Below are 23,306 nucleotides of genomic sequence, written 5' to 3'. Positions count from 1 at the left end.
TATTGGCCGATATGGGCAAACGTTTCTTGCATCAGGTCACCATTTTTTCAGGACTTTGCCGCCCAGATAGACAGCGCCGCCTATGGCGCCCCATTTGGCGAGCCCTTTTAGTTCGGTTGCAGCGCCCTCACCTGTTTTAAACAAGCCCATGCCAATCAAACCGAGTGCGCCGTAAATGATTAAAGGAGGCATTAGGCAATACCCCGATAGAATTTGTGAGCGCCATACTGGACCGTCATCACGGCATTGGGTGACGCCTTCAACCACGAAGGCGAACCAATATAATTTGCGTGATAGTGATCAGCGCCGTTTGTATTGTCGCGCAGTTGCCCAGACGCGGCCCGCTTGGCAATGCTTAGGCACAGGTCAAATGCGATACTCGAACGAGGTTGCAAATCTTTAATCACCGGATAGTTTGGATCGTTGACATTCCAGCAAGAGAATTGCCAAGGCTGAAGACAAACCGTCGCGATAGTTGAACCCCAACGAGGCGATTTAACACGGTTCAAAACGACACTGGCGACGGCTTCTTTGCCCGCTTGTGTTTCGCTTCGGGCTTCACCGTAGATCGTTCGTGCAAGCGTCAACACGTCATGACTAACCGTCGCTGTGCTTGTTGGCATATCGAAAACCTCAGAAATTGGAGTTGTGGAAGCATTGGCGGCAGGCACAAAAGAGCCGGTCCAATCCATCGCGCCAGAGAGCCAAGACAGATCAAAAGACGGCATAGAAAGACCGGAAGAAACAGCAGGCGCAGACGTGACAGGCACAGCAGCAACCGCAACGCCGTTCATTTGGCTTTGCCTGTAGGCTTTCAGACCATAAAAGGCAGCAACCCCAAGCAGACCAACGCCGACAAGCTCAGACGCGCTCATGACGGCACCGCCGTCCATTTGATTGAATAGTTGTAAGCGCCGATATCACTAACCATTTTGACAGCCACGCCAGCAGGCACGAAAAACGGCCCATCAACGCGACCTTGTGAATGATTGTTTTCTATTACGCGCACCCAACAGTCAGGCCCCAAATGCAATAGGCAACAATAGCCCCACTGATTTGCAGCGGCGGAAACATCGACACTATCAACAATGATACCATTCACATTTTCTGCAGCTGGAATAACGTCACCGGCATTGTCGTACACAACGGCCAACGAATTACCATTTACGGAAGTGACCAAACCCTGTTTACTTTTCGTTGCAACAACCATCATTAGACCTCCACAACGCTAACAAAACTAGCATGGTCGACCGCTTCGACAGCGAGCGCGTTTCGCCCTTCAAAACTGTAGTGCTCGAAGGGAGCAAGCAAGAATGAACGCACATAATCGGCACCATCCAGCACCCAAATCCAGACATTTGAAACGCCGGTATTTTGCAATTTTAAATGCCGCCGGTCGGAGTTTTCATCTGCCAATTTGATTAGCATTTCAGGTCCGGAGTGCTTGACAATTTCGGAACGCGCCAATTTTGGAAAGCGAATAATCGGAGCTTCAGCCGTTGCCCCAACCTTGTTAAATCCAACCGTCAATAATGCGCTGAAGTTTTCAGGCGACAAATCGAGACGGCCAACAATCGTTTGCCATTCGCCGGTCAAAATCACATTCACATCTTCATTTTCCCAAACACCGGCACCGCCGCGAATGACTTGGACCTTCATTCCCTTGCCGATATCTGTGCCAACGCCCTTAACTTGCATCCCCCCCCAGAAGCTTGAGCCGCCCACATCAGACGCAAGCTCATTACTTTTTAGCCTGAAATCGTCGGTTGTATCAAAGCCATCAAGTCGAAAGCCGTCATCCAGTGCGACAACCGTTAAATCTGGTTTCGCCGTCCAATCGGAAATCACATCAAGATTGCAGCACTCGACAACAGACCGAGCAGCAGAGGCGACAGGAGCCTTTTCGCCAGTTTGGATTTGAACAGGAATGGGATCAGTAGAAGAAAATGAAGACCTGTTATCATCAATAGGCCCGTCAGAAATCAAAACGGTTGCTGTTATTGGATCTTCAGATTTATTGACCAGCCGAACCGAATTAAATTCCCCAGGCGAATGGCCCATTGACCCCTCAAAGGCCAAAGAACCGCCCTCATCATATTCAAGGTAAAATTCGCCATCAGCGTCTTTGCAGGTAAAATAACGGCCAGCACAAGATAACTTGACTTCATCATTAGCCGGAATGATCACGTCAAAAGTAGCAGCGTTGATACGGCTCATTTTTGCCTCATGAATACATAGGCCAAGACAGCAAAAACCGCGATCATGGCGACAGGGTTAACAGCTTTGGCGCGCGTATCCGCATCAGCGGCCGCAGGTGACAGCGCCAAAACTTTGCTGGTGTTTTCGGCCACCATGTTGAAAGACTTGTTGACCAGATCAGCCGCGCCTTGCGCCACACCACCGGCAAAATCGAGCAATTCCTCTGGCACTTGATCAATGATGACATTGCCATCAGTTGAAACCGCGATCCCTTGATCTTGAGCCGCCGTGCGCTTGTCAATTTGCGTCGTTTGGGTTTTTGTCTCAGAAGATGATTTTTGACTTGAAAAGCACATTAAAAAATTCGCCCCATCATCGTTGCCATAGGCATAAACTTGCCCATCCGATCAAGGAGCTGGCGAATGCGCTTACTTTCAACCATCAAAGTCAAACGGCTGATTTCATTTTCAGCGCAAATTGTTTCCAGCTTTTCCAGAGCGATCTGAACCCAATGAAAGCCCTTTGCGCGAGTGCCATTTATGCCGGTCACTTGCAATTCTTTGCCGTGTGGGCAGTTGTAGACCTCAAAGGCCAACGCAAAAATGATCACGCCATTTTCACGCACATAAAGACATTCTGATTGCGCGATGCTTTCTCGCGTCGTGTAATCCAGATTTGCCGTTTCCATCAGGCAATCAATCACCTCGGAAGATAGAATATGATCATGATTGATTTGCATTTACCGGCTCCACAGATAGTAAGCGACAGCAGCACCGCCCAGCCACACAGCCCACGACAAGCCAAGCGGCCCAGTCGTTTGCTGTGCGAACGGATCCCAAGACGATTGAGACCAGTTCGCATTCGTTGTGCCTCCAGACGTGGCAACGGTTGGCCCGCCAAGCTGCAAAGCAAGCTGGAGAGGTGGGAGCGTTGGCACCGTCATTTTTTACCCATGATCAGGATTGCCGCAACGCCAACACCGCCAGCGATAAGCAGAGGCATCATGTCAGACGAACCAAGCGCAGACGTTCCGTTTACAACCGGTTGCTGAGACGACTGGATAGCCGCTTGTGCTTGTGCTTTTTGAATGTCGAAGGTGTTTTTTTGCCCCCACAACCCCAAAGCTGTATTTCCAAGCCCTTCGAAAAAACTGCCAATACCGCTAAAAAAACCGGAGCCAGTTAAAGAATTCGTTGAAACATTATCGCCCGCCAAATCTGGAATAAAATAATCTGTGCTCACACCATTCACCCGATCCGTTGGAGTTTGAGTAACCGCGAAGGGGCTGTTTTCAGGCAATGCGGTCAGAGTGTCATAAATCGACATATGAGCCCCCGGCTAATCAGGCCGCCCAATAAATTCATGGACCATTGTCAACGCATTTGCGTTTGCCATATCAACGTCAATTCGCAATTCATGTTGCCGCATATCAGAGGCAACAAGCGGCATCGCATCACGAGGCAAACGTGTGCTATCAAAACGCACAGTGGCCACACCAGAGACAGCAGAGAAACCATCTCGATTGTTGAAATAGTTCATCACAGCCCGCTCGGCGGAGAACAATTCATGTTTAGCCAGCTTTAAGCTGACCTTTTCAACATCATTGGCGGCAGTTTCAAAGAAGTGGAGCGCCTGCACAGAACCATGCAAAGGCAACGTGGTCAGCGTGATAGCCGCCGCGCCTGAATTGCTATTAGCAATACGAACCTTGGAGATTTTTCGAATAAGCCCCAGTTGAAGCGGTTTAGTAGATGCTTCGGTCTCAGCATAGGCGATAATAGAGGGGGCAACGGTTCCCGATTTGATTTCAACATCAATTTGAAACGTCGATTGCCCCAACATATCCCACGCTGTCAATGTTTCTTCATTGTACGAGCGAGCATTTGGATCAGAGAACAGCAACGGAATAAAACCGTCAACGACCTCATGTCCGCGTTGCTCATTCAGTGCGAACAACTCAGCAACCGTTAGGTTCCATTGATCTTTTCCATTGATTTTCACGCGAATGCGCCCAAATGCAGCAATCATATCCGCCTTCGTGACACCATCATTTTGAGACACTTGCAAGACAACGCTGTGATAGCGGTCTCGCACAGGCAAGTCTATCGTTGCGACAGCTCCAGCGACCACGTTTGTGAAGTCGTTCAATTTGTTCCGTGTACGGATCATTTTACGTTTCCTATTGTTTCAGGATTGGGGGGGAAATTAAGGAAACGGCTTAACCGTCGTAACCGTCGATAGCTTGCGCAACGTACGAATTCGAGCGGAACATATTCATCATATAGCCAGCGGCAAAAATGCCGACCATGCAAGCCAGCGTAGTGTTGATGAATGCAGCAGAGGTGACGTTAGGAAGTTTCATTTTAGAACCACGTTTGTTGAGAGTTAGAACTCGGTAGACGTGGCTCAATGACAATACGGAATATAGCCATAGCGGCCACACTCACAGCAATTGAAATAAAGATGTCTTGTCCACGTTTCATGCGGTCATGACGACATGAACAAAAAAAGAACGCAATTCGAAAATTGCGTTCATATATACATATGGGATTGGCTGTTAATTAAGGCGATAACGATCACCCGAAAGCGTCTTGCCCGTTTGATATCGACCGTTTTCTATACGCCAGAAGCAGAACGGTTCTAGTCCGATCAGGTGATCTTGTACCGCCCTTGACTTGCCTACGATCAATTCCATCACGCCGCGCACATCATTCGAACTTGCCAACGCAAACACATATGTAGAATTAGCCCCAGATCGAAGCGACATATTGACCAGTGCAGGCCGCTGACTAACAGCGATCAGCTCGACACCCCAATGACGGCCCTGCAGGACGGCCCGCTGCATCCCATTGACACCAGCCGGTAAAGCAGTGACAGGATAAGATTGATTTGCCTCTTCAATCACTAGCGTCAATTCGTCGTTGTGCTTCCCTTCAGCATATGGGGCTTGCAACATTTCAATCAGGTGGCACAAGTCTGACAGCTCTTTTGGCAGGTTATCAGCAGGCGGCACATATGAAATCCGAAAGCCTTTTTTCCATATGGGTTTTATCACCTTTAGAAGATCCGCCAGCGAGTGAACCCTCTTCCATCCCCTGCCCTCATATTCGCGCTGAGTATCGAACACAATCACGCGCTTTCTAGTTTTGGCTTTCAACATCGCTTTTGTGATTGTTGATTTGCCAGAGCCTTGCCGCCCGAATATGCAAGTTATTTTACGGTTTTTCGCTGACATTAAAGGCTTCCATTCCGGGATTGTTATTAGAGGTGCTGGAAGTTTTATTTTTGGCAGTGTTCTTATTCCGAGCATTTAATTCACCACTCACCGCCATTGCCTTGCCAAATGCGAACGTTCCAACAACAAGCGCCCGCTGAACCCATTCGTTACTTGGTTCAATCAGGAAGCTAAGCCAAGGCGATTTTTCAGCAACCTCATATATTGCATCAGATGCCGCCCGCGCCGACCCTTGTTCATGCGCCTGAATTGGAAGGCTTTGCAGCTGGAGCATAAGACCGGAAAAATCAAAGACCGAAGCAAAAGCCATATAGAATTGATCTTTGGTCAAGACACCGGCAGGACCAAGGCCGTCAGGCCCGTCAATTTCCATATGGGAAGGCTCAATATATTCCGCTTCAATTTCATCAAAATCGGGCAGATCAGAAGCAACCGGCTCTTGTTTCGGTTCCCTCGGTTCGTTCAGGTCCGGTTCCAGTTGACTTTGGTTCGATTGGCTCATTTTTCTGACCTTCAAATTGACGTTTGATATTTTCGCTTTCGGTTACACCGGCTACCCATTTTCCACCGCAAGCCTTTGTGTCGTAATCACCACGGCAATGGTGATAGACCTGTTTTGCACCCCACGTTTTCCACATTATGGTTGCGCCGCATTTGGAGTTAATACAGCGCCCCTTTCCAACGTCAGTCGCTTTAACTGCCATTATGACCAGTCCAGCTTTGGCCCCGATTGGTCGGCCGTTTTCTGTTGATGACTGGAAAGGGCTTCAATACCCTCAGACAATCCGTTGACCTGTTCTTGCAAAATCCGGATCAATTCAGCTTGTTGAGCAAGCTGTGATTTTACGTCAGCAATGAGAGGATTTTCTTCAGTGAGCATCATTTGCTAGTTCCCTTAGTTCAAGTTTCACGCCGCCCATATTCATGACCGTTACACCGGCGCAGGCGTTCGTTTTTCTTGTTTTGCCGGTGAATTCTTCAGGAGGTTTTATATAAGACGGAGCAACGCCGTTATCTGTCAGCAGATCATGAATTGCCGACATGGCGCATTCATCGTGTTCAATTGCCCATTCAGCCGCATCAAGCACACGACCGGTCAATTTTGCTTTGACAACATCGGACCAAGTGCCCTTATCAAATCGGTACAATTCGCCGCCGTCTTCATATTCTGGCGCATCTTCCATCATTGCCAATTGCTCGTCTTCAGCCTCTGTTTCCAGCTCGTACAATTGGCGCAAACCACGCGCATAAGTTAAGTGCCTGGCACGATGGAATGAGCGTGCATAATCTTCGAAAAGACGGCCCGCCCATTCATCACCGTGCGCCGCATCATCCAGCAATTCCCAAGGCGAACGGGATCCGCGACCCAATTTTTCAGAGCCTTTGGCGATCTCGGTTCCAGCACCCATTTGCTGACATATTCCGCGGCTTTGGCCGCATCATCTGCTTTGACTAGATCGAAAGCATTCCAACTTGCATTATGCCCCCGCTTTGCCGTCACGGCCTGCCAACGCTTGAATAGCATCTTTTTTAATACACTTTCCTCACCTTCAAGCTCGGTTTCAAACAAGTCATCCAGCTCATACTTTTCGACCAGATCATCACAAAAATTTTCGTCATCAAGCGGCCTTGTGAACCAAAGAACGTGCAAATGAGGATGCCAACCGTGCGAACCGTGTGTGATTTCCAGCGCACGAACAAAACCAATAATATTGAAGCGATCTTTGAGGCGCTTCATTGCGCCAGATCTGGTCATTTGATCCCAACACTGTGAAAGCGTTGTGCGCAGGCCGCGAACGTCATCACCTAAGCCGTGATCAATCGTAAATGTTGCCATATAGACCGAAAAACCGGCCTTTTGGTGAGCTTTAGCCAGCTCTTGAACTTCGACGGACCTACGCGCGGCAATTTTGCTTGCGCAGACTGGACAGGTCCAAATGCTTCCACACGTTGAAACACCCTTGAAACCGGCTTTTCCATGCGCGTTGGCATTCACGGTCACAACTTCAGAGCAGCGAGTGCATCCACATTTTGCTGTGCGATGCTCACCACCCAACAATTCACCACTCACACGGCGCAAGCGATGCTTTCTTGATTTTGCAGTCTCATAGGCAGGAGCTTGATCAATTGAAGTGGTGGGATTATTTGCGTCTCTATCAAGCTTCATAACAGAGCCCCCTGTGCAGGTGTTTGAACCCGCTTGGATTGGCCCTGTTTTGCCCCAGATTGGGCGTGTGAGCGTTTTTGAGAAGTTTTTGAGGTATCGTCGCCCTTGAATGACCAGAGCGCCCTAGCAGACGTATAGAGGTTAGTTGCAGGATCGAGTTGAAAGCTTGGTAAGTCAGTTTGCACGAATGGCCAGCTGTAGAAATCAGATGAAACCGGCAAATGCAGCTGATAAGCCTCACTCCACCGCTCAGCGCCTTTGACAAGCACCTTTGCCGTGTGAAGATCAGGAAGCCAAAACAGATTATAGGCTAGCCCTAGCAGGTGATTAGGCTGGACGCGCTCAAACTGGATGCCGTGAACCATCGCACCATCAGGAGCATATAAACCAAGCGCACAAGTGCGAGATGCTACAGCGCCGAGATTGTCAGAGAACCGAACGAACCATTCAAAGGCCTTGGGAGCAATGCCAATAGCCCGAATGTGATCATTCGAGCAATCATAGTTCCAACCCTTCGGGCAATTGTGAGAAGACAGGGGACGCGCTTTCATTTGTCGCCCCCGTCTTTACCGGAAAACAAGCCAGCGAAAAGAAAGACGATGAACCACGTTGAAACGCCAACGAAGCCCGCAAAGGCAAATGCCGACCAAAAAATGAGATGATCAATGTCAGTCATGATCAGCCCCAAAATAGGCGATTGCGACCACAGCGAGAGACACGAAAATGACGGACCCGCCACCAGCAAAAAAGCCATATGCAAATTCACTCATGACGCCCGCCTTTCATCCATGCGGGAGAAATCAGGCCCAGACGGCAAAATGACGCCACCCATGCAAAGCCCCATATCATCGCGCAATTCCCACGACTTCACACGATGCCCAACAGCAATGATAAACCGGCGCGTTTCTTCAGTCGTAATTCCAGCGATACGAAAATCAAACTGGTCATCAAATCCATAGATCAAGACGACCTCACCCCACGTCGATGGGGCAAGAGAAGCAGGTGAGCCGCTTTGCTCTAAAACCTGTTTCAGTTTCGAATATTTTCCAGAGGAAAGCCGAACGGTAGTGCGCACCGTGCGCACCTCGCCGAAAGCGTTTAGAAATTTGTATTTGTGTTCCGCCATTGTTTTGGTTCTCCAGCCAAAGAGAAAAAGGTGAGCAAGGCGGGTAACCTGTTTGGCTGATAGGCGGATTGGTGCGCTGTCAGCAACTTGCCGGATTACTTGCGGGGAGACCGATCTTTTACTAACAGCGCCCCGCCTTGCAAATTGATAGCTAACGGGTATCGGTTTAAGCGATAGCAGGTAGTTATCGGCTTGAGCCTAAGCACAACGTTGAAACAATTTCAAGGTTACCCCATATGTGATAACATGCACTAATCACAACCATCCTTTCGCGGGGAAACCTTATGAATATTAACCAATTACTTGAATTGGTGAAGCAGCGTTCAGACGCTAAATCACTCAGAAAAATTGCAGATGCGATAGGCGTAGCTAACCCAAGCGTTAGCGGATGGGCACGAGGCCGCGCACTTCCTGTGGATGAAAACATTGAAAAGCTTTGCGAATTAGCGGGCGAAGATCCAGACCTATGGCTTCTAAAAATTCGGCAAGATGCAGTTGAAGGAAGTGCCAAAGAAAGATGGCGCAAAATGGAAGAGGTTTATATTAATAGTAAATCTTCACCATTACTTACAGGGACATAAGTTGAACAGGTAAACATCAAGGCAACTCATACGATATATTATGCGAATAGTTTAACTTGGCAAAAATTTAAAATGTTGCCCCTGCGCCGATCAAAAATCTCACTCTCTCCTAAAGAGAATGCGGTTCAGGAGGCTTTCTGGGGAGAAATATAGGGTTCAACTCCGTGATAAAAAGCTTCTCATTTAAGGCTTGATCCGATGGTTTCGGACCGCAATTCCTTGGAACATACTTTTGATGAGACCATGGTTGATTGCGTAGCCCCCAATGGCGGAGCCTGTTGACAGTTGTGGCGGCTGTTTTCATGTATCATGAGGACCCGACAGCAAGTTATTATGGGGATTTCCAGTCGTTGCCATCAAATTTGTATTGTCGCTCTCAAGTCGGCGTTTTTTACTTGAACGTAACAGCCGGAGGAACGACTGTGTCGTACAGATTTGGACAATCCTATTCAATCGCATATAGCAAGGAGAACAGCCTATGTTTGCATATAATAAAGATACTAAACTTGACGATTTGGGCGACGGTATTAGCCGCAAAATCATGGCCTATAGCAAAAATGGCATGGTGGTTGAAGTTCGTTTCGAGGAAGGTGCGGTTGCACCTCTTCATTCCCATCCTCATGAACAATTTACCTATGTGATCAGTGGCGCATTTGAATTCACGATTGGTGATGAAACCAAATTGGTTAGCGCTGGAGACGCGATGTATAAAGAGCCAAATATTATACACGGGTGCAAATGTGTAAAAGCCGGCATGTTGCTTGATAGTTTTGTACCAATGCGGGAAGATTTCGTAGAAAGCTAATTCGCTGCTATTTAATCCTCCTTAATTTGAAGCAACGACCAAGGTGGAATAGATCTACTCTGTGCAGTCTCATTACCGTTGGGTTTGTTGTTCTCAAGAGAGTAATGCGGTGGCTAGGAGATGATTTTAAACCAATTATCTTACCGCCGCCTGGTGATGCTTAGGGCTGATGTTACAATCAGCCCGGCAGCAAATCTTCGAGCCGTAGATGTGAATTGGCTGTGCAACCAAGAAACATCACCCAGTCCGCGACGTTGCATCTCGCATTTGATCAATGACAGTCTGATCGCTATTGGCTTTGAGTTGGTCACCGGTGTTATGCAGCTGGTCGGCACAGGAGACTGTCCCCCTCCCTTTCTCTTTTGAGTAATAGAGAGCTTCGTCAGCACTTCGAATGATGGATTTGACCGTTAATGCGTCATCTGGCCACCAAGCCACGCCAATAGAAGCGCCTACTTGAACAGAGGCTCCAGGGATCTCGATCGGTTTACAAGCCTCTTCGATAAGCTGATCGCTCAAATACATGACGCTGTCTTTATCCAGATGATTTTTAACGAGAATGATGAACTCATCACCGCCAACGCGAGAAGCAAAGCCTGATTCCTCAACAATTGTAGAGAGTCTGTCCGAAATTGTTTTCAAGACAACGTCCCCAGCGTGATGCCCAAAGCTATCATTCACGGCTTTAAAATGATCCAAGTCCATGCAGAGGATCGCACAGCGATCCTGTTTTTGTTCAGCAATGATCGTCTCTAGTTCTCGATCGAAGAATAACCGATTTGGCAATCCGGTCAGCGAGTCATGTAAGGCGAGGAATCTGTTTTGTTCTTCGCTGCGCTGTAGTTGCTCGACAGTGGTGGCGAATTTTCGACCGACAAACACCAGAGCCAAGAGGCTTATCAGCAATGCCAGCCCAAATGTCGGGTATGCCATTTTCCAGATATATGCTGAAGCTTTGGTATGGTGCCACGACGCGTAAATGGCTCCCTCTCTAGGTACTTCAGACAATTTTAGAACCTGTTTTTCTTCGTTTGAGGGCATGCCTCCAATCCGCAGTTCAAAGTTTTCAAGCTCGAGCTTTTGATTGATCTTGCTTAAATTTGCCTGCGTAACCGGTTTGAACGTCAATAGGACCCTTGGCGTGCCACTTGGCATTGGATAGTCATCATGCGGTACCAACACTTGAGCAACGACGGTAGAAATCTGACCATTGAAATGACGAAAGCCCGCAGCATAGATTGGGCTGGCAGAACGGATGGGATCATGAATTCCAGAAAAATTTTCGATAGGGACTGTCTGGGCGGACAGATAATCAACAAATTTTTCACGTGTCTTGTTGACCAGATCTATATTTTGATCAATCGCGTTCTGCGCCTTTGATGGATCAAGTATAGTTTCTTCATATACTGCTACGCGAGGCATATTCTTGGGATCGACCACTATGCTCATTTGAATATCAAAATCTGAAAATAGCCAATCAGCGATTTCGGATTTTACAAACTCAAGATCGACATCTTCTTCGAGCGCTTTTAATGCGTCATCCCAATTTGAAATCTGGCTCTGATCTCGTGCGTGCATGAAATACTGGTTTTCGATTTCATGTTCGACAAGTTGCATTTGCTTAGCAAGCTGAACATCATCGGCTGTATTACTTGCTATTTTCAACATGATGATGTTTGAGGATAAAAATGCCAATGTCGCAAGGATACAGGCAATCCAGACATATGATTTTAGCTCTTTTTGTTTGCCGGATGCCGCACGATTCATAACATATGCCTCAAAAATACAACCAAATACTCAGAATGAAGTTGTATTACTATGGGTGAAAACATTGAATTTCCAGTTAAGGGATGTGGGTGAAAACCCTTAGCAATCTCGGCGGTCTTTTTGACTCTTCAACTTTTTCTTTGATCGCGACGCCGTGCAGGTGAAAAGACCTTCTGCATCAGGGCCTTTCTTTGTATGTCAATTGATATTCAAACCAAGCTATAACGCGTCGGGAAAGTGCTGATTGGACTCCGTCTACGGCGAATTCACCAGGCGTGGAATTCATCCTGTTCAACAGTCTTTAGTTTTTCAGAAAGTCTACGGAAGGACATTGGCAACCCGGACAGAACAGTATCGTCAAAAGAAAGCCCTAAATGTTTGGTTGCAATTTGTGCAACAAGCCGAGCCTGCTGGCCATCACGGAAGCGTCTGGCGGGATCGCGGCTGGGGTCATTCTCCGTGATCCATAATTTCTGCAGGGCATAGACCCGTGGATCAATCGTCACGATACGAACCGGCAGCCCCCGTTCATCAAAAGATGTCGCTGTAAATTTGGGTACATTCAAAAGCCATTTGCTGCTTTCGGTGCTTGTTGCCACCAAATCGTCGGGATGGTCAGACAATTGGGCACTGCCCTCAAGCATGATCCGACCATGATCCAGAGGTTCGAGTAAATCAACCATATAACCATCCTTATTCGCAGCGGTATAGGTTCTGCTACGTTCCTTCTCAAAGGAGTGGTCAACTGATCTTAGCGCTCCGATGAGGCCATTTTTCCTTACGTCCCCTGACATAATCAGACGGCGTCTGGCATCAAACAGAATATCCACATCGCCGGTTGCCACCATTGCTGAATCGATGCGAACTGCGGCCTGTGCTTCATAGGCATAGAGGGCGTGCGTACCAAGGACGGTTAGACTGGTGCCAAGCCAACCAAGATCGTCAAGTTTGCGCATAATTCGTGCCGCCAGTATTGGCACACGACCCAATCCGCGGGCACTCAAAATAGGAGCTTGCTCTTCCAATTGCTTGCGTAGTCCGGTGACACGCTCTTCAATGCGTGCCTTGCCTGACAGAAATTTTGCAAGTTTCTCCTCTGTGTCCTTGCTGCGACGACCAAGAGATTTTCGAGTGGAACTGCCATAAGGGCGTTTGATGAGATATTCTGCTTTCCCACGGGACTCAAATTGCATCGAGCCGCCATAGCTGTGCTTGGCATCGGCTTGAGCGGAGCGGAGCAAATGATAACGCTCACGCGCATCAATCATGTCGCGGATTGAATCTCCATTTAATTGATTGATTTCAAACATTTTTGCCAATCCCAGTTATTTATCACTAGTCTATTGGCAAAAATAAATAGAGTCAAAGTATTAGAAGAAATCAAAGCTTGATCCCTAGCAGTTTTTGGCATCGTAGGCTTCGTTCGATTTTACACAGAAAAACCCACGATATCATCATATCGGAGGGTATCACCTAACCAGCCTTAACGCAAAAAGCGTTCCGTCAGACGCGCCCAAAGGGCCGCGCCCGTTGTCAGACTTTCATCGTTAAAGTCATAACCTGGATTGTGGAGCATCGCGGACTCTTCCCCATTTCCCAGACGAATGAAGCACCCGGGTTTGTGATCGAGATAGTTGGCAAAATCCTCGCTTCCGGGAATAAGCGGACATTCCCCCACGTTGCCTTTTCCGACGAGCTCTTCACAGACTGATGTTGCAAATTCCGTTTCGTCAGCTGCATTGACCACCACCGGATGCCCTGCTTCAAAGTCAATTGTTGCTGTTGCCCCCCATGATGCGCATTGCGTCTCGACAATGGTAACAAGACGGGATTTTAAAAGTGCTCGCACCTCTGCAGAGAACGAGCGGATACTCACGGAAATAGAAGCTTCCTGAGCGATCACATTGGAGGCTGTGCCACCATGTATGGTGCCCACGGTCACTACAGCAGGCTCATTGGAATCGATGCTGCGCGATACAATCGTTTGCAAGGCCATTACAATTGCCGAAACACATACAATCGGATCGATACACAAATGCGGGCGAGACGCATGGCCTCCCTTGCCGTTGACAGTAATTGTCACTGAGTCTGCTGCGGCCATCATCGGACCAGAGCGCGTCAAAATAGTGCCGGCTGCCACGCCAGGGTGATTGTGCATGCCAAAGATTGCATCGCAGGGGAACCGTTCAAAGAGGCCGTCAGCTATCATGGCGCGCGCGCCGCTGGCTTCGATGGATTCTTCAGCAGGTTGAAACACAAGGTTCAATGTTCCTGAGAAGTTTTTGGTCCGTGCCAGATATTGTGCAGCGCCAAGCAGCATGGTGGTATGCCCATCGTGGCCACAGGCATGCATGACACCGGGCGTCTGGCTGGCATAAGAGTGCCCTGTGTTCTCCTGAATAGGCAAGGCATCCATATCGGCGCGAATTGCAATGGATCTGTTTCCTTCCCCTGCACGCAGGCGCCCAACAACACCATGCCCGCCGATATTGCGCGTCACTTCATAGCCCCACTCTTCCAGTTTTTCGGCGACAAAGGCTGCTGTATTTTGTTCTTGCCCCGATAACTCAGGATGCGCATGAAGGTGATGCCGGATCGTCGTCAGTTCACTCTTGGCGGCATCAAAATCTGATAAAGTTGCAAAATCACTCATGCTATTTCCGGTGCAGTTGGCACCGCCCTCTAAAAAATGAAAGGAGTTATGGCAGATCTGTGTGCTGCAAAACGTCTTTTGACGCCTCTGCTGCCGACAAGACCGATATCATTTGTGCTGTGTGCTGCAGTTTGAAACGCTCGCCATAGACGGTTTCATCCGGCGCTTCGGTGATAATCGTGATGGGAAAAACGCCTTCGCTCACTTCGTCAATCAGGAAGGCAATATCTTTGTGGGTCGCAAAAGGCACGTCACCGCCGGTATAGTGCTTGTGACGGTCCAGCTGATCACGGTTCATTGCAACCAAGGGCTCAAAGCGGGCCAGAACGTCTATCATTGCATATAGGATCGCGTTGGCTTGAGCTTTCCAACCGGATTTGTAGCGTACGATCAACATGAAACCCTTGGGGACTGTCCAGGATTCCATTCCTCGCGGAACATAACCGGTAAAGGGCCGCGTCCACTCATGGGATGGATAGCCATGCAGATTGAGATGCAGGTTGGCGTCGGTCAAAGCCCGAGCCTGATATTGGACGTCATTCTCAAAGCCCCGTGCCACATATTCCAGATCATTGCCCCCTGCCGTGTAGCGGGCAGCATGATTCATATGCTGCGGGAAATCCTGACACAGCTCCCGAAACAGAGCAAAACCATCAGGATTAATCAACGGTGCAATTGAAAAGGCATGTTTGTTTTGTTGCAAGACAGCAGCTGCCCGCAGTGCCCCAACCGGCCCTGTGGTCTCGTTGGAATGTTGTCCCGATGTAATCATAAGGGCGGGCCCGTTGCCCGCTATATGGCGAGCCCAAACAGGGCGTCCTCGTTGCGACCGTGCCGTCAGGGGGTCGCCTCCTAGCTGATCAAGACAAAATTTGATCGTCTCCGGCGCCAGCCAATGGTCAGCCTCTGAAAGCCCCACAAGATCGAATGCGCCAGGATTGGCAGGAACGGGCAGACACCAACCAGCCACCCTGCTCGGCAGCGGGGCATCCGAACTGTCTGAACAATCTTGGGCCAAATGTGGATCGTTCACTGTCTCCAGTTCAATTTCAAGCATGTTGCTGTCAGAACAAACAACCATGGGAGTCAATTGCCCCGGACCAAACGTCCGTTCTGTTTCTTCAAGTCCCTGTTTGACCTTGAGTAACTCAAGTGCAGAAAAATACAGATCTTCATGCATCGCTTCTGCCGTACTGATCCACTCGCCTTCAAGCGGCAATGCTTGATCATAAAAGGGGGCTGAAATCTTCATATTGAGGCGATCAAAATAGGGGGCATCCCCCACCCATGTTTGATCTTGCAAACAGTGCATGATCGCAGTGAAAGCTACTTCCTGATCTGTTACATAGGCTTCGTCACAATCAAGCGCATGATCGCGTGCGCCTTGCACCCGTATCCATCCGCAGCTGGATAAGACTTTTTTTCCTGTATGGTCGTCTCGAACGCGGTTTGGCGCAAATATATCAATCTCCTGCCGCACGCCGGCAGCATCCATATAATCAATTCTGTAGGCTATCGGTCCAGTCTCATGTGCCGTTGCTTCAAACCGGCATTGTTCAACGCCTGCCAAATTGGCGATCACATCCAGCGCGGGATAGGCTTCCAGCAGGAACCGCACCTTTGAGGCCCCTTCAATAACCGGATAGTGGAGAATGATGTCCGTCGCTCCCTCTAACATCACGTCTTCCAACAAAGCATGGATGAGCGGTTTGTAGGCGGAGTAAATATGTGCTTCTACACCCGCATGCTTAAGCCGAGTTTCTGCAGCCCGCCGGCGTTCCATACTGTCAAACACCCAAAGTTCGACAGTTGCTCCATTGTAATCAGGCATCGAGAAACGATTGACAAGTAAGGGCAGGCTTGCGTCGATTCTGTGCCTATAAAGCGATTTTGTGTTGGTGGTCATGAACGTGTTCTGTGTCATCAAAACAGGGAAGGCCTGTCATCATTATCAAAACCAAAGACGAGGGGCCGTCTTTTAAAAGCATCAGGGCATGCCCGTTTGAGATGCCCTGATGTCTGATTTTAGGCGTAGTGTTAGGCAACGGCTACATTGCTGAATTTGGGCATCAGTTCCAGCAAATGTTTGGTGTAGTCATGCTTTGGATCATTGAAGATCTGCTCAGTCTCTCCGACTTCGCACAACTGGCCATGGCGCATCACGCCCACCCGATCACACATTTGCCGGATCACAGGCAAATCGTGACTGATGAATAACATGGTCAGTCCCAGTTCTGCCTGTAGATCTTTGAGCAGGTTGAGAATCTGGGCTTGAATGGATACATCCAATGCAGAGGTCGGTTCATCGCAAATCAAAAAGCGAGGGCGCGTGGCAAGTGCCCGCGCAATGGAAATACGCTGACGCTGTCCACCAGAAAACTCATGCGGATATTTCAACGCTGCCGCTTCGCCCAATCCCACGTGATCGAGAAGATCGCGGACAATTCTATTGCCTTCTTGCTTGGAACTGGCAAGACCGTGAAAGCGGATTGGCTCTGCAACAATATCCAGTACCCGCATACGCGGGTTAAGAGAGGAAAAGGGATCTTGGAAAATCATTTGCATCTGGCGTCTGAAATGGTCCATTTGCTTTTCTGACTTGATCCCAACCAGATCCGTCCCTGCAAAGGAAATCTGACCTCCTGCCGGATGGTAGAGGCCGGAAATCAGCCGCGCGATTGTCGATTTTCCGCTGCCACTTTCGCCAACCAGACCAAAGATCTCGCCGGGTTGAATTTCCAAACTGACATCCTTCACGGCGTCGAGATAGACACGCCGACTGGGGAAGATGGAATTTTTGGAAAGGAAGCGCATTTGCAGATTTTCAATCTTGATCAACGGCCCTTTATGAGCGTCACCAAAATCACGTGCCTGCCCCAACCAGTGAGTGGCAATATCCAGTTCCTTTTTGGGCTCATGCGCTTCCTCGATATATTCAACCAGAGGAAAACGATCCAGCCGCTTATCCGGACGCGGAACGGCACTAATCAGGCTTTGGGTATAGGGGTGATCCGGGTTGCCTAGAATTTTGGCGGTGGGGCCCTCTTCTACCATATTGCCACGATACATCACTGCCACCCGATCGGTCACGTCGGCAATCACGCCCATATCATGGGTGATGATAAGCATGCCGACATTTTTCTCTACACAGAGTTTCTTGATCAGTTCCAGAATCTGAGCCTGAATTGACACATCCAGCGCTGTGGTCGGTTCATCGGCGATGATAACATCGGGTTCAGCACACAGGGCCAATGCGATGACCACCCGCTGGCGCATACCACCGGAGAATTGATGCGGATATTGTTTAACCCGCATTTCCGGATCGGGGATGCCAACCTGCCGCAACATGTCAATGGCGCGTTTTTTAGAACCTGCCTCGCCAAGTTGCAAATGCAAGTCGATGGTTTCAACCAGCTGCTTTTCGATTGTTTGCAAGGGGTCTAGCGAGGTCAGGGGATCTTGAAAGATCATGCCGATCCTGCGGCCACGCAATTTGCGCATCTCGTGTTCGGGCAGATTATCAATCCGCTTGCCCTCGAGATATACTTCACCGTTAGCCATTCGGCCGGGTGGCTCCAGCAAACCAACAACGGCATTGCCAATGGTGGATTTGCCAGCACCGGATTCCCCCACCACACCCAGAACTTCGCCGGGATTGACGGTGAGAGACACTTTGTCCACGGCAACCATGGTGCCGCGTCGACTGGGAAATTCGATCCGAAGATCTTTGACTTCCAAAAGGGTCATTTGATTGTCCTCAGATCATCGTAGTTTGGGGTTCAAAGCGTCACGCAACCAGTCGCCCAACAGATTGACGGACAGAACCAGCAGAATAAGTGCGAGACCGGGGAAAATCGTAATCCACCATTCACCCGAGAAAAGATAATCATTACCGATGCGGATCAGGGTGCCAAGCGAAGGTGTGGTTGGGGGAACCCCGACACCAAGAAAGCTCAATGTTGCTTCGGTGATAATTGCTAGCGCCAGATGGATCGTTCCGATCACCAGCACCGGACCCGTGACGTTGGGCAGGATATGACGGACGAGGATTGTAACGGGCCGAATGCCGATGACACGGGCGGCCTGAACATATTCCTTGTTTTTTTCCACCATTGCTGCCCCGCGCACCGTGCGGGCATATTGCACCCAGCCAGAAATGCCGATTGCAAAAATCAAAACATAAACGGCCAATTCGTCGTGCAGTTCACGCGGGAAAATACCGCGCGCGACACCATCAATCAAAAGCGCAATCAGGATGGCAGGAAAGGAAAGCTGCACATCGGCAATACGCATGATGAAGGCATCCGTGCGACCGCCAACATAGCCACTGACCAGCCCCAGTCCTACGCCCAGGACGACGGAAAAGGCAACAGAAGCAAAACCGACCAAGAGCGAAATGCGTGCGCCATACATGATGGTCGAGAGGATATCCCTGCCTTGATCATCGGTGCCCAGCAAAAACCGGATGTCGCCCTCAAATTCATTCCAAGCAGGAGGTAGATTGGAATCCATGATGTCGATGGCGGCGAGATCAAACGGATTATGGGGTGCAATCCAGGGCGCAAATGTGGCTGATAGAATGATCAGCAATGTCATCAATGCCGATAGCACAACGATGGGAGAACGGGAAAAACTATACCAGAGATCCCCATCGAAAAAGCGATAAATAGCGTTGGTCGCCGTAGCAGAATCTTGATTTGCCATTGATTCACCTTTCATCGGCCTGTCGATTCCCTGTCGACCCGCAATCTTGGATCAACAAAGAAATAGAGGATATCTACGGTCAGATTGATCACCACAAAGAACAAGGCAATCATCACCAGATAGGCAGCCATAATCGGAATATCGACTTCCGAAATCGCTTGAATGAAGAGCAAACCCATGCCTGGCCATTGGAAAACACTCTCGGTAATAATCGCAAATGCAATGATAGAACCGATCTGCAATCCGGTAATTGTGATCACCGGTACCAATGTATTTTTCAGCGCATGCCGAAAGTGGATGATCCTAGTGGGCAATCCGCGTGCTTTGGCAAATTTGATAAAATCTGTCCGCAATACTTCCAGCATTTCGGCGCGTACCAAACGCATGATCAGCGTCATTTGGAACAGTGCTAACGTGATGGCAGGCATGATGATGGCCTTCAGGCCAGAGGTCGTTAACAATCCTGTGTTCCACCAACCAAGGGTTACCACCTCTCCTCGCCCGAAGGTCGGCAAAATCTGCCAGATTACTCCGAACAGCAAAATCATTAGAATGCCGATCAGAAAGGTTGGCAGTGAAACGCCAATCAAAGAAAGCGTCATGACGAGCTTGGAGCCGAGACTGTCTCGATGCAAAGCGGTGTAAACACCCAAAGGAATTCCCAAAATGAGGGATAGAAAAGCGGAGACTAAAGAGAGTTCCAGAGTCGCGGGCATACGCTCGGCAATCAAACCACTCACGGACTGTTTGTGATGATAGGAAATACCAAAATCACCGGTTGCTGCTTTGCTGACAAATCGGCCAAACTGGACAACGAATGGATCATTCAGTCCCAACCGGTCACGCAGTGCGTCACGCTCTGCGAATGTGGTGTCCTGACCAACCATATTGCTAATCGGATCACCCACATAGTTGAACAAGCTGAAGGCGACGAAGGCCACCGTCAGCATGACGAGCATGCTTTGCAGCAGTCTTTTTATGATGAAGGAAAACACAGAATGCGACCTCGAAATTCGAAGAATTCAGGTAGGGAAAGAGCGGTTAGGCCCTTTACAAAGTCTCGATTCTTTCGCCAAGACCCGGCGGCATAACCGCCGGGTCTTGTGTCGATAAAGATCAAGGCATGACAACGTTGCGCAGATCGAGCACATTGTCCGCACGCTGGGCGACGGTCACCCCATCACGCACACCCCAAGACAGAGGCTGCTGATGCAGTGGCAGATAGCCAACTTCGTCTTTGGCGATTTTGAAGCCTTCATCAATCAGAGCTTGACGTTTGGCCTGATCGGTTTCGCCGCCGACCATCGTCACCAGCTCATCAATCCGTGCATTGGTGTAGTTGCCCAAATTGAACATCCCCAACTGCGCCTCGGTGTCTTGAGAATGCAGAAGGTTCACAAAAACATTGTGTGCGTCAATGGAACCGGGGGTCCAGCCGAGCAGGTAAAAGCTGGTATCAAAATCGTTGGTCGCCAGAACCTTGGCGAAGTATTTCGATTTTGGCTGCGCGTTCAGATTAATTTTCACACCCACTTTGGCAAGCATGCTTGCAACGGCCTGACAGATTTTCTCATCATTTACATAGCGGTCATTGGGGCAATCCATGCCCACTTCAAACCCTTCTGGATAACCAGCTTCTGCCAGTAGCGCTTTGGACTGCGCTGGATCATAGGCATAGGGAGTGTTGAACTCAGCGTTAAAGCCGTTGATCTGCGGTGCAATCAGTTGACCGGCAGGCGTAGAAGCACCACGCATGACCTTTTTCTGAATGGCAACCAGATTGATCGCATGGGCAAAGGCTTTGCGAACACGAATGTCTTTGAAGGGGTTTTTGCCTTTGACATTCGAATAGCGCAGCTCATCACGGAACTGATCCATACCGAGGAAAATGGTCCGGGCTTCCGGGCCATTCAGCGGCTTAACACCTTCGGATTCTTCCAATCGGCGCCAATCTTGTACAGGCACAGGGAAGACCAAGTCCAACTCACCGGAAACCAAGGCAGCAACGCGGGTGGCGGCCTGTTTGATGGGGGTGAATTCTACACTTGTCACATTGGACTTGATATCTTTCCAATAGCCATCAAAGCGCACCAGATGGGTCTTCACGTCAGGTTGACGTTCGGCCAGAACAAACGGACCAGTGCCGTTTGTGTGCATGCTTGCATAGTTGTTGGAATTGGTGTCGCTGGCACTGGTGGCTTCGGTTGTGCCGTTCTTTTCGCTCCATTCCTTGTCCATCATATACAGCTGTGTCAGATCCAGCATCAAGACAGGGGAAGGCGTTGGCGTGATGGCTTCGACGGTATAATCGTCGATTTTTGTCATTTCGCTGATCGTGCCGGCACGGCCACGCAAGTCAGAGCCTTTGCTCAGAGCGCGTTTCCAAGAGAAAATCACATCATCGGCGTTGAAGTCCGCCCCGTCATGGAACTTTACACCCTTGCGCAAATGGAAAATCCATTTGTTTGGCTCGGGGTTTTCCCATGATTCAGCAAGAGCTGGAATCAGCTGCAAATTTTCATCGAAAGACACCAATCCTTCATAGATATTGCCCTGAAAACCCAAAGTGAAGGTTTCGTTCAAGCTGTAAGGATCCAGTGACGTTACATCGCCCTGAAAGGCAAATTTGAAGGTTTCTGCTTGTACCGGAGCCGTCAGTGCCAAAGCACTTAACGTTGCGGTGACCAATAGCATATTTTTGAATTTAGCCATTTGCTATTCCCTTTTTGGGGTTTATGAGCATGCCATCGAAAATAAGGAAGGCGATGCCCCATCTCTCTGAGTGATCGTTTTTTGTTTTATTCAGCACCACCGGCACTGATCGTTTTTATTATTTTGTTAGATGGTCGATAAGTTTACCCATAAAGGTAACGGCCTTTTCGACCTCTGCCAATTCGATAAATTCATTTGCCTTATGGGCTTGCTCGATGTTGCCGGGTCCACAGACAATTGTTGAAAAACCGGCACCCTGAAACTGACCAGCTTCAGTGCCATAAGGCACGACACTGGTTGCATTGAGACCTGTGATAGAGCGGCATAACAATTCTGCTTCGCCATCATCTTCCGGTTTCAAAGGGGGGGCGCTTGCGATGACGTGGGTTTCGATATTGCACCGCGGGTTTAGCAATTTCATCTTTGTCCGCAGTTCTTCACAATAAGCTTCGAAACGATCAGTAACATCACTGAGTGTGTCCCACGGCATATCGCGAACATCCCAAGAAAAGGAGCATTCACGGGCAATGATATTGGGTGCTGTACCGCCTTCGACCATGCCCACATGCACCGTCGTGAAGGGTGGTTCAAAACCGCTGTCGGGATAGGCGTTGGCTCTGTAATGCTCAAGTTGGCCATCTAAAAAATTGATCAGTTTGGCTGCGGTCATAACCGCGCTAACGCCCTGGTCTATTTGGCTGGAATGACCTTCAAGCCCAGTGACTGTCGTTTTGAAAACGTTGATTCCCTTGTGGGCTGATACAACCTTCATATTTGTTGGCTCGCCAACAATCACCGCTGAGGGTTTTGGGACATGCTTGACGATCTCATCGATCATGAATGGGGCGCCAACACAGCCAGTCTCTTCATCATAGGATAGAGCAATGATAATCGGGCGCTTGAGATCTGCTTGCAGCATTGCGGGCACCTGAGACAGCACAATAGCGTCAAAGCCCTTCATGTCCGCAGTGCCGCGGCCGTACAAGCGGCCGTCTTTCTCGATCACTTCAAAAGGGTTCGAGTCCCAGGGTTGTCCTGCCACAGGCACAACATCGGTATGCCCGCTCAGCACCACACCGCCTTCGACCTTGGGGCCGACGATTGCATAAAGGTTCGCTTTGGTTTTGTCTTCGTTATAGACGAGGCTGCTGTCAACGCCGAGTTGTGCAAGATATTCGCGCACATACTCAATGAGCGCAAGATTGGAATTGGATGAGACGGTGTCAAACGACACCAAAGTCGAGATCATCTCGATTGCTTTGGAAACCACATTATTATCCCTGTCTGGAATGAGGCTTTTGCCTCTTGTTGTTATACCAATGGATAATTAGTCCAACCATAATGTCAAATTGATTTT

The 23,306-nt window shown here is 49.2% G+C and carries 28 protein-coding genes; 2 read left to right on the top strand and 26 right to left on the bottom strand.

The window, feature by feature from the left end:
• Positions 1 to 36 precede the first annotated feature (36 nt).
• From C0081_RS23295 to C0081_RS20245, 17 genes are all read right to left on the bottom strand, one after another.
• Positions 37 to 192, bottom strand: a complete 156-nt coding sequence (locus tag C0081_RS23295) for a hypothetical protein (RefSeq protein WP_180966977.1) — start codon at positions 190 to 192, stop codon at positions 37 to 39.
• Positions 192 to 875, bottom strand: a complete 684-nt coding sequence (locus C0081_RS20315) for a cell wall hydrolase (RefSeq protein WP_180966976.1) — start codon at positions 873 to 875, stop codon at positions 192 to 194. Before C0081_RS20315 ends, C0081_RS23295 begins: the two co-directional genes overlap by 1 nt.
• Entirely contained in the window at positions 872 to 1,213 is a 342-nt protein-coding gene (locus C0081_RS20310) for a hypothetical protein (protein ID WP_101535565.1), read from the bottom strand. Before C0081_RS20310 ends, C0081_RS20315 begins: the two co-directional genes overlap by 4 nt.
• Positions 1,213 to 2,217 carry a hypothetical protein gene (locus tag C0081_RS20305; protein ID WP_101535564.1) on the bottom strand — a complete coding sequence of 335 codons (1,005 nt, stop codon included), beginning with the start codon at positions 2,215 to 2,217 and terminating at the stop codon, positions 1,213 to 1,215. The genes C0081_RS20310 and C0081_RS20305 overlap by 1 nt, the downstream gene beginning before the upstream one ends.
• Positions 2,214 to 2,555, bottom strand: a complete 342-nt coding sequence (locus C0081_RS20300; protein ID WP_101535563.1) for a hypothetical protein — start codon at positions 2,553 to 2,555, stop codon at positions 2,214 to 2,216. Before C0081_RS20300 ends, C0081_RS20305 begins: the two co-directional genes overlap by 4 nt.
• Positions 2,555 to 2,938: a hypothetical protein gene (locus tag C0081_RS20295; protein WP_101535562.1), complete on the bottom strand. Its 384-nt coding sequence runs from the start codon at positions 2,936 to 2,938 to the stop codon at positions 2,555 to 2,557. Before C0081_RS20295 ends, C0081_RS20300 begins: the two co-directional genes overlap by 1 nt.
• A gap of 200 nt (positions 2,939 to 3,138) precedes the next feature.
• Positions 3,139 to 3,525 (bottom strand): hypothetical protein, encoded by a 387-nt coding sequence (locus C0081_RS20285; protein ID WP_101535560.1) that lies wholly within the window; start codon positions 3,523 to 3,525, stop codon positions 3,139 to 3,141.
• A gap of 12 nt (positions 3,526 to 3,537) precedes the next feature.
• A complete protein-coding gene (locus C0081_RS20280) occupies positions 3,538 to 4,368 on the bottom strand; it encodes a major capsid protein P2 (RefSeq protein WP_101535559.1) in 831 nt (276 codons plus the stop codon).
• Positions 4,369 to 4,417: 49 nt separating this feature from the next.
• On the bottom strand, positions 4,418 to 4,561 hold the full coding sequence (locus C0081_RS23290; protein ID WP_180966975.1) for a hypothetical protein: 144 nt from the start codon (positions 4,559 to 4,561) through the stop codon (positions 4,418 to 4,420).
• A 195-nt stretch (positions 4,562 to 4,756) separates the two neighbouring features.
• On the bottom strand, positions 4,757 to 5,434 hold the full coding sequence (locus C0081_RS20275) for a helicase HerA domain-containing protein (RefSeq protein ID WP_101535558.1): 678 nt from the start codon (positions 5,432 to 5,434) through the stop codon (positions 4,757 to 4,759).
• Entirely contained in the window at positions 5,415 to 5,936 is a 522-nt protein-coding gene (locus C0081_RS20270; protein WP_101535557.1) for a hypothetical protein, read from the bottom strand. Before C0081_RS20270 ends, C0081_RS20275 begins: the two co-directional genes overlap by 20 nt.
• A gap of 201 nt (positions 5,937 to 6,137) precedes the next feature.
• A complete protein-coding gene (locus tag C0081_RS20265) occupies positions 6,138 to 6,317 on the bottom strand; it encodes a hypothetical protein (RefSeq protein WP_101535556.1) in 180 nt (59 codons plus the stop codon).
• The gene (locus tag C0081_RS20260) at positions 6,304 to 6,621 is read right to left on the bottom strand and encodes a hypothetical protein (RefSeq protein ID WP_146006503.1); all 318 of its coding nucleotides are present in this window, start codon (positions 6,619 to 6,621) and stop codon (positions 6,304 to 6,306) included. Before C0081_RS20260 ends, C0081_RS20265 begins: the two co-directional genes overlap by 14 nt.
• Before the next feature lie 65 nt (positions 6,622 to 6,686).
• The gene (locus C0081_RS20255; protein ID WP_101535554.1) at positions 6,687 to 7,601 is read right to left on the bottom strand and encodes a protein rep; all 915 of its coding nucleotides are present in this window, start codon (positions 7,599 to 7,601) and stop codon (positions 6,687 to 6,689) included.
• Entirely contained in the window at positions 7,598 to 8,152 is a 555-nt protein-coding gene (locus tag C0081_RS20250) for a hypothetical protein (protein WP_101535553.1), read from the bottom strand. Before C0081_RS20250 ends, C0081_RS20255 begins: the two co-directional genes overlap by 4 nt.
• Positions 8,149 to 8,277 (bottom strand): hypothetical protein, encoded by a 129-nt coding sequence (locus C0081_RS23735; RefSeq protein ID WP_280952898.1) that lies wholly within the window; start codon positions 8,275 to 8,277, stop codon positions 8,149 to 8,151. The genes C0081_RS20250 and C0081_RS23735 overlap by 4 nt, the downstream gene beginning before the upstream one ends.
• A gap of 90 nt (positions 8,278 to 8,367) precedes the next feature.
• Positions 8,368 to 8,727 (bottom strand): hypothetical protein, encoded by a 360-nt coding sequence (locus tag C0081_RS20245; RefSeq protein ID WP_101535552.1) that lies wholly within the window; start codon positions 8,725 to 8,727, stop codon positions 8,368 to 8,370.
• A gap of 284 nt (positions 8,728 to 9,011) precedes the next feature.
• Between C0081_RS20245 and C0081_RS20240 the strand changes: the two genes are divergently transcribed.
• Positions 9,012 to 9,308 carry a helix-turn-helix domain-containing protein gene (locus C0081_RS20240; protein WP_101535551.1) on the top strand — a complete coding sequence of 99 codons (297 nt, stop codon included), beginning with the start codon at positions 9,012 to 9,014 and terminating at the stop codon, positions 9,306 to 9,308.
• A gap of 478 nt (positions 9,309 to 9,786) precedes the next feature.
• Positions 9,787 to 10,113, top strand: coding sequence for a cupin domain-containing protein (locus C0081_RS20235; RefSeq protein ID WP_101535550.1), 327 nt, complete (start codon positions 9,787 to 9,789; stop codon positions 10,111 to 10,113).
• Between the two features lie 237 nt (positions 10,114 to 10,350).
• Here C0081_RS20235 and C0081_RS20230 read toward each other — a convergent pair whose 3' ends face one another.
• The 9 genes from C0081_RS20230 to argE form a co-directional block, all read right to left on the bottom strand.
• Positions 10,351 to 11,880 carry a sensor domain-containing diguanylate cyclase gene (locus C0081_RS20230; protein ID WP_101535549.1) on the bottom strand — a complete coding sequence of 510 codons (1,530 nt, stop codon included), beginning with the start codon at positions 11,878 to 11,880 and terminating at the stop codon, positions 10,351 to 10,353.
• A 266-nt stretch (positions 11,881 to 12,146) separates the two neighbouring features.
• On the bottom strand, positions 12,147 to 13,190 hold the full coding sequence (locus tag C0081_RS20225) for a nucleotidyltransferase family protein (RefSeq protein WP_101535548.1): 1,044 nt from the start codon (positions 13,188 to 13,190) through the stop codon (positions 12,147 to 12,149).
• Between the two features lie 173 nt (positions 13,191 to 13,363).
• Complete coding sequence (locus C0081_RS20220) at positions 13,364 to 14,533, bottom strand: M20 aminoacylase family protein (RefSeq protein ID WP_101535547.1); 1,170 nt, start codon at positions 14,531 to 14,533, stop codon at positions 13,364 to 13,366.
• Between the two features lie 46 nt (positions 14,534 to 14,579).
• A complete protein-coding gene (locus tag C0081_RS20215) occupies positions 14,580 to 16,439 on the bottom strand; it encodes a M14 family zinc carboxypeptidase (RefSeq protein ID WP_101535546.1) in 1,860 nt (619 codons plus the stop codon).
• Positions 16,440 to 16,570: 131 nt separating this feature from the next.
• Entirely contained in the window at positions 16,571 to 18,280 is a 1,710-nt protein-coding gene (locus tag C0081_RS20210) for an ABC transporter ATP-binding protein (protein ID WP_101535545.1), read from the bottom strand.
• Positions 18,281 to 18,295: 15 nt separating this feature from the next.
• Positions 18,296 to 19,237 (bottom strand): ABC transporter permease, encoded by a 942-nt coding sequence (locus C0081_RS20205; RefSeq protein WP_101535596.1) that lies wholly within the window; start codon positions 19,235 to 19,237, stop codon positions 18,296 to 18,298.
• Positions 19,238 to 19,248: 11 nt separating this feature from the next.
• Positions 19,249 to 20,232, bottom strand: coding sequence for an ABC transporter permease (locus C0081_RS20200; protein ID WP_101535544.1), 984 nt, complete (start codon positions 20,230 to 20,232; stop codon positions 19,249 to 19,251).
• A 121-nt stretch (positions 20,233 to 20,353) separates the two neighbouring features.
• Entirely contained in the window at positions 20,354 to 21,949 is a 1,596-nt protein-coding gene (locus tag C0081_RS20195) for an ABC transporter substrate-binding protein (protein WP_101535543.1), read from the bottom strand.
• 118 nt (positions 21,950 to 22,067) lie between these two features.
• Positions 22,068 to 23,219: an acetylornithine deacetylase gene (gene argE / locus C0081_RS20190; protein WP_245418007.1), complete on the bottom strand. Its 1,152-nt coding sequence runs from the start codon at positions 23,217 to 23,219 to the stop codon at positions 22,068 to 22,070.
• Positions 23,220 to 23,306 lie beyond the last annotated feature (87 nt).

Source organism: Cohaesibacter celericrescens, assembly GCF_002866925.1.
Lineage (GTDB): Bacteria > Pseudomonadota > Alphaproteobacteria > Rhizobiales > Cohaesibacteraceae > Cohaesibacter > Cohaesibacter celericrescens.
This window is presented reverse-complemented; position numbering and strand designations above follow the sequence as displayed.